Source organism: Noviherbaspirillum sp. (assembly GCF_035944575.1).
Classification (GTDB): Bacteria; Pseudomonadota; Gammaproteobacteria; order Burkholderiales; family Burkholderiaceae_D; genus Noviherbaspirillum.
Genome location: NZ_DASZBA010000040.1, coordinates 44298 through 50302 on the forward strand (window position 1 = coordinate 44298; position 6005 = coordinate 50302).

Genomic DNA, 6005 nt, shown 5'->3' on the forward strand with positions numbered 1-6005 from the left:
TGGCTGCGCCGTGAAGGAATCGAGACACTAGTGTAGCGGTTGGCTATCACTGCGACCAAGCCCGGACATGACCGCAAGTTGGTTGCCGGCATTGTCAATTTGACGATATCCACCTGCCGGCATACACTTCACCGGTTTTGGTGCCCGCGCGCATGTTCATGCGCGCAGTTAAACGGGAAACACGGTGTTTTGCCTGCTTCGGCTTCGGCCCGGCCGGCAAGCTAACGTGTGCTGCCCCCGCAACGGTAAGACAGGCGCCGCCCGGTTCATTCAGGGTGGCCGGCCGCTACTTCAAGCCACTGTGCATCGCATGGGAAGGTAGAGCGGTTCGACCTGTCAGCCCGGATACCGGCCAGGACAGGGGGAAGTGCTGCGGACGGGGATGGTCGCAAACACGAATCGACGCCGCCCGGTGCAGTCCGCCAGCCGCCATCCATTCGTTTTCGATCATGCCGTCCCATCTTCCATTGAATCCGGCTTGCGGGGAAGCAGGCCGGACGCATCTTTCGAAAATGAATCACATGAATCGCTCCTCTTCACGCATCGGCAAGTCGGCCTGGACGCCGCTCGCCCTGGTTTCCATGCTGTCCGCTTCCATCCTGCCTGCGGCAGCCCAATCCTCCGGCGAGCAGGCGCTCGCACCGGTGGTCGTCACCGCCTCGCGCACGCAGCAGTTGCAGACCGACGCGCTGCCGCACACCACTGTGCTCACGGCGGACGATATCCGTAATTCGCAGGCGGTCGACCTGCCGTCGCTGCTCAGGCATGAAGCCGGGCTCCAGCTGACCCGGACCGGTGGCTATGGCTCCGCCGCCGGCCTGTTCATGCGCGGCACCGAGACCCGCCAGACGCTGGTCCTGATCGACGGCGTACCGCTGACCAAGCAGGATGCGACCGGCACCACCAGCATCGAACACCTGATGCTCGACCAGATCGACCGGATCGAAATCGTGCGCGGCAATGTCTCGGCGATCCACGGTTCCGGCGCCATCGGCGGCGTGATCCAGGTATTCACCAAGCGCGGCGAAGGCCCGCCACGGGTGAGCGTCAATGCGGAGGCCGGCTCCCGTGACACCCAGCGCCTGTCGGCCGGCGTCAGTGGTTCGTCCGGCGCGGTGCGCTATTCGCTGGCCGCATCCAACTTCCGCACCGATGGCATCTCGGCGCTCAATCCGGCGCAATTCCCGACAACCAATCCCGACAATGACGGATACAGGAACACCAGCGTCAGCGGCGCGCTGTCGGCCGCATGGGCGAAAGACCAGGAGATCGGCGTGCGCTTTTCCGCCGCGCGGGGCAAATTCGACTACGACAGCAGCTTCGGCGCCCGCACCGATATCTATACCGGAAAGACCGATGTCGACACGCTGACGGTGTTTTCGCAGAACCGCTTTTCCGCCGACTGGACGGCACGCCTGTCCTACGCCGAGTCGCGCGATGAAAACGCGAATTCCAGCATCACCGGATTCGGCCCGAGCCGGAACAGGTTCGAAAGCAAGACGCGGCTGCTGCAATGGAATCACGACGTCATGCTATCGGCGGACTGGACCGCCACCGCCGGCGTGGAGCGGCAGTGGCAGGAACTGGACAGCGACAACGGCTTCGGCACGCTGTTCGGCACCAAGCGAAACACCGGCAGCGTCTATGCCGGCGTGCAGGGCAAGGCCGGGGCACACCAGGTGCAGCTCAATGCACGCCACGATCGCATTGATGATGTGGATTCCGCCAGCACCGGCTACCTCGGCTACGGCTACAACATCAGCGAGCGCGTCAAGGCGATCGCCAGCCTGTCGTCCGCATTCAGCGCACCGACACTCGGCTACCTCTATTCGCCCTCGTTCGGCAACCCGGCGCTCAAGCCGGAGCGTGCGCGTTCGACGGAAGTTGGACTGCAGTATGCGGCGCAGCGGGTGCTGATGCGCGCCACCGTGTTCTCCACCCGGGTCAAGGAGCAGCTTCAGTACGATCTCGTCAGCAACCGCTTCGACAATGTTTCGCGGGCGAGCAACCGCGGGGTCGAAGTCAGCGCCAGCGGCAAGCTGATCGACACCGATCTGCGGGCAAGCCTGACATTGCAGGACCCGCGTGACGACATCACCGACCAACGCCTGCGCCGGCGTGCAAAGACTTTGGCATCGCTGTCGGCCAACCGGAGCTTCGGACCATGGCAGGCCGGCGGCGACCTCAGCTATACCGGCAGCCGGCCCGACGCCGCCAACCGGCTGGGTTCCTACTGGCTCGCCAATCTCACCGCACGCTATGCGGTCTCCAAAAGCCTGTCGGTCTTCGGCCGGGTGGAGAACCTGTTCGATCGCGAATACCAGACCGCCTATGGCTATAACCAGTTGCCGCGCGGCGTGTTCGTCGGGCTGAGCTGGCAACCGTGATTCTGCGGTCCTGAACCGACGGCACGATATGCGGCGCGCGCTGACCATACTCACCGGACTGGCATTGCTGTCGGTGCTCGCGCTTGCCGGATCGGCGCTGTGCGGCAGCACCGGGTGCATGCTGCCCGGCGACGCCGATCCGGTGATCCGGTTGCTGCGTGTGCCGCGCGTGCTGGCAGCGTTCGCCGTCGGCGGTTTGCTGGCGGTGGCCGGCGCGTTGATGCAGGTCCTGCTGCGCAATCCGCTGGCGGATCCCTATGTGCTGGGCTTATCCGGCGGCGCGGCGGCAGGCGCGCTCATCGCCATGGTCGGCGCCATTCACCTCGGCATCGCGCAGGACGGCGCCGCCGGTTTGGGCGCCGCGCTCGGGTCCGGACTCGCAATGCTGCTGCTTTTCGCGCTGGTGCGCCAGCCTCTGCGGCATCTGCCTTCGGCGCCTTTCGTTTTCGGGCATCGCCTGATTCTTACCGGCGTCATGATCGCGTCCGGATTCGGTGCATTGATCACCCTGGTACTCAGTCTCGCTCCCGATGCGCAACTGCGCGGCATGATCTTCTGGTTGCTGGGCGATCTGGAGGGCAATCGTTATATTCTCCCCGCCTGGCTTGCCTTGCTGGCCGTCGTCGGCTGGTCGGTATCCAAGGGCCACAGTCTCAACATGCTGGCCCGCGGCGAAAACTTTGCCCAGCTACTCGGCGTGCCTGTGGTGCGCTTGCGCCTGACGACCTTGTGCGTCGCATCGGTGGCGACCGCGGTCGCCGTGACCGTCGCCGGCACCATCGGTTTCGTCGGTCTGGTCGTGCCGCATGCGATACGGCTGGTTTTCGGCAACGACCAGCGCATCCTGCTGCCGGCGTCCGCACTCGCGGGCGGTACGGTATTGACGCTGGCCGACCTGATGGCAAGGACGGTGGTTGCGCCGACCCAGCTTCCTGTGGGCGTCATCACCGCCATCGTCGGCGTTCCGGTATTTCTCTGGCTGTTGTCGAGGAGCAGGGCATGAGCGCACCGGTGTTGCAGGTTACCGGGCTGCGGGTACAGGCCGGCCGGAAGACGCTATGCGACCGCCTCCAGTTGCGTGTGGCTCCCGGCGAATTCTGGTGCGTGCTCGGAAGGAACGGTGCCGGAAAAAGCACCTTGCTGCACACGCTCGCCGGCCTGATCGACCCGGTTGCCGGCCGCATCGACATTCATGGGGAGAATATCCAGGGCCTGTCGGTGGAAACCCTGGCGCATTATCGAGGCCTGCTCGCGCAGCAACAGGTGGATGCGTTTTCAAGCAAGGTGCTGGATACCGTGGTTGCCGGGCGCTATCCCTATCAGCTCGGCCTGGGGTGGGACCAGGAGGAGGACCGGACGATTGCCTTGCGGTCGCTTGCCGCCGTTGGCCTCGCCGATGCCGCCGGCAAGGACATCATGAAGTTGTCGGGCGGCGAGCGCCAGCGTGTCGCCCTGGCGACCCTGCTGGCGCAGGACCCGGACATCCTGCTGCTCGATGAGCCGACCGCGCAGCAGGATGCGGCATCACAGCTTGCCGTCATGGGCCTGATGCGCGAACTCTCGCAATCGGGTACGAAAGCGGTGGTCGCCGCCTGTCACGACATCAACCTCGTATCGCGCTATGCAACCCACGTGCTGATCCTCGCGAACGGCCGTCACTGGTCGGGACTTGCATCGGAGACACTGACGGCGGATATTCTGGGACAAGCGTTCGACTGCCGCTTCGAGCTGGCCGACACGGCGGCGGGGCGACTTTTTATTCCGCTGGCGTCCTGACGACCGGAGCCGCATCGTGGCGCAAGTCGGTGAAGCGATCATGTGCGGGAGCTGACGTATCGCTTTACCAATTGGACGTTGCCCGGATTCGCGGCATGGACCATTCTGCGGCTGCTCTTCACGGTCGGCGTGTATCGCTGGAGCCCGATACTCACCGGTCGCGTTCCGATCCCAAACCTTTTTAGCGGTTTCGCGACCAGATCGAGGTATCGACTTCACCCGCAAGCTCAGGAAAATCGGCCGCATCGAATATCGGCTTGCGCACTGTCTTGCGCTGGTTACGATAGTCCCGCGTGAGCTTGACCACCGTACCGGACAGCAAGCCAATCGCAATGATGTTGACAGTGGCCATCAGCCCCATGGAAGCATCTGCCGCATTGAATACCGTGGTAACGCTCTCATAGGAACCCCACAGCACCATCAGCAGCACGCAAATGCGTAGCAACGTTACGCCCACCCGTCCCCCGGCGCGGAGAAATACCATGGCGTTTTCCGCATAGGCGTAATTTCCGATGATGGAGGTGAAGGCAAAAAAGAGAATGGCGATGGCAACGAAATATTCGCCTGCGACACCGATATGCTCCCGCATCGCGGCCTGCGTCAGAGGGGCGCCGGTGACCTCCGATCCCGGCACCAGGGCGCCGGATAACAGGATCATGAGCGCCGTCGCGGTACAGACGAGCAAGGTATCGATAAACACGCCGAGCGCCTGGACCAAGCCTTGTGACGACGGATGGTGCGGGTCGGGCGTCGCGGCGGCGGCGATGTTCGGCGCCGATCCCATACCTGCTTCATTGGAAAACAAACCCCGCTTCACGCCGTTAAGTAATGCTCCGGCAATGCCGCCGCTGACCGCGTCAAGGCCGAAAGCGCCCCTGACGATTTGCGCAAGCATGCCCGGCACCTCGGTGATGTTGATGGCAACGACATACAGGGCGACGAGCAGATAGCTTGCCGCCATGAAAGGTACGACGATTTCGGCAACGCGGGCAACTTGCCGGATACCGCCGAAGATGACGATCGCTGCCATGACGGCGATTGCCGTGCCGACCCACATCTTCGGCACGCCGAATGCTCCTTCCATCGCTTCGGCAATCGAGTTTGCCTGCACGGCATTGAAGACCAGCCCGAACGCCAGGATGAGGCAAATCGAGAAAATGGCGCCGGCCCATGGCGCCTTGAGTCCCTTGGTTATATAGAAGGCGGGACCGCCACGGTACTCGCCGTCCGCATTCCGGACCTTATAAAGCTGGGCGAGGGTGGATTCCGCATAAGCGGTCGCCATACCCACCAACGCAACCATCCACATCCAGATGATCGCCCCCGGTCCGCCCAGATATAGGGCAACGGCCACGCCTGCAATATTGCCGGTGCCGACCCGCGAGGCGAGGCTGGTACATAGCGCCTGGAATGGCGTGATTCCGGCACGATCCTTTTCACCGCTTCCGAGGACGGCGCGGAACATTTCGGGAAAGAATACGAACTGGACGAAGCGTAGCCGAATGGTAAAGAACAAGCCGATCGCCAGCAGCCCATAGATAAGCAGGTGGCTCCACAGGATTTCATTGATGAAATCAATCGCTGCATCCATGGCATCTGCTCCTTCCATGAGAGGTTAAGTGGAAAAACGGGTCACTGGCATGCGGACATTGCAATTTTAATAATGAGTTCCGACCTTCATCCGGCTAAAGGGTTCAAGCAAGCCGGTACAGTGCGAATTCACCCGTCGCATCGCTTTTGCGCTTCGTCTTTACGCTTCTTTGCCTTCCTGATACGATGAGTTGAACCGTCAAGCAGAATTTGATTCCGCAGTGCGGAACAGTTGTTATAGAGTATTGTTGG

4 protein-coding genes and 1 riboswitch are annotated in these 6005 nt (G+C 62.6%); of the genes, 3 read left to right on the forward strand and 1 reads right to left on the reverse strand.

Annotated elements, in window-relative coordinates; translation table 11 throughout:
• The first annotated feature begins 121 nt into the window (after positions 1–121).
• A riboswitch (cobalamin riboswitch) is annotated at positions 122–371 on the forward strand.
• 150 nt (positions 372–521) lie between these two features.
• From VGU61_RS02575 to VGU61_RS02585, 3 genes are read left to right on the forward strand one after another with little or no spacing between them, the layout of a single operon-like run.
• Entirely contained in the window at positions 522–2387 is a 1866-nt protein-coding gene (locus VGU61_RS02575; protein WP_326857536.1) for a TonB-dependent receptor plug domain-containing protein, read from the forward strand.
• 28 nt (positions 2388–2415) lie between these two features.
• Positions 2416–3390: an iron ABC transporter permease gene (locus tag VGU61_RS02580; RefSeq protein ID WP_326857537.1), complete on the forward strand. Its 975-nt coding sequence runs from the start codon at positions 2416–2418 to the stop codon at positions 3388–3390.
• Complete coding sequence (locus tag VGU61_RS02585; protein ID WP_326857538.1) at positions 3387–4163, forward strand: ABC transporter ATP-binding protein; 777 nt, start codon at positions 3387–3389, stop codon at positions 4161–4163. The genes VGU61_RS02580 and VGU61_RS02585 overlap by 4 nt, the downstream gene beginning before the upstream one ends.
• A 181-nt stretch (positions 4164–4344) precedes the next feature.
• Here the strand turns inward: VGU61_RS02585 and VGU61_RS02590 are convergent, their stop codons facing one another.
• Positions 4345–5754 carry an alanine/glycine:cation symporter family protein gene (locus VGU61_RS02590; protein ID WP_326857539.1) on the reverse strand — a complete coding sequence of 470 codons (1410 nt, stop codon included), beginning with the start codon at positions 5752–5754 and terminating at the stop codon, positions 4345–4347.
• Positions 5755–6005: the final 251 nt, after the last annotated feature.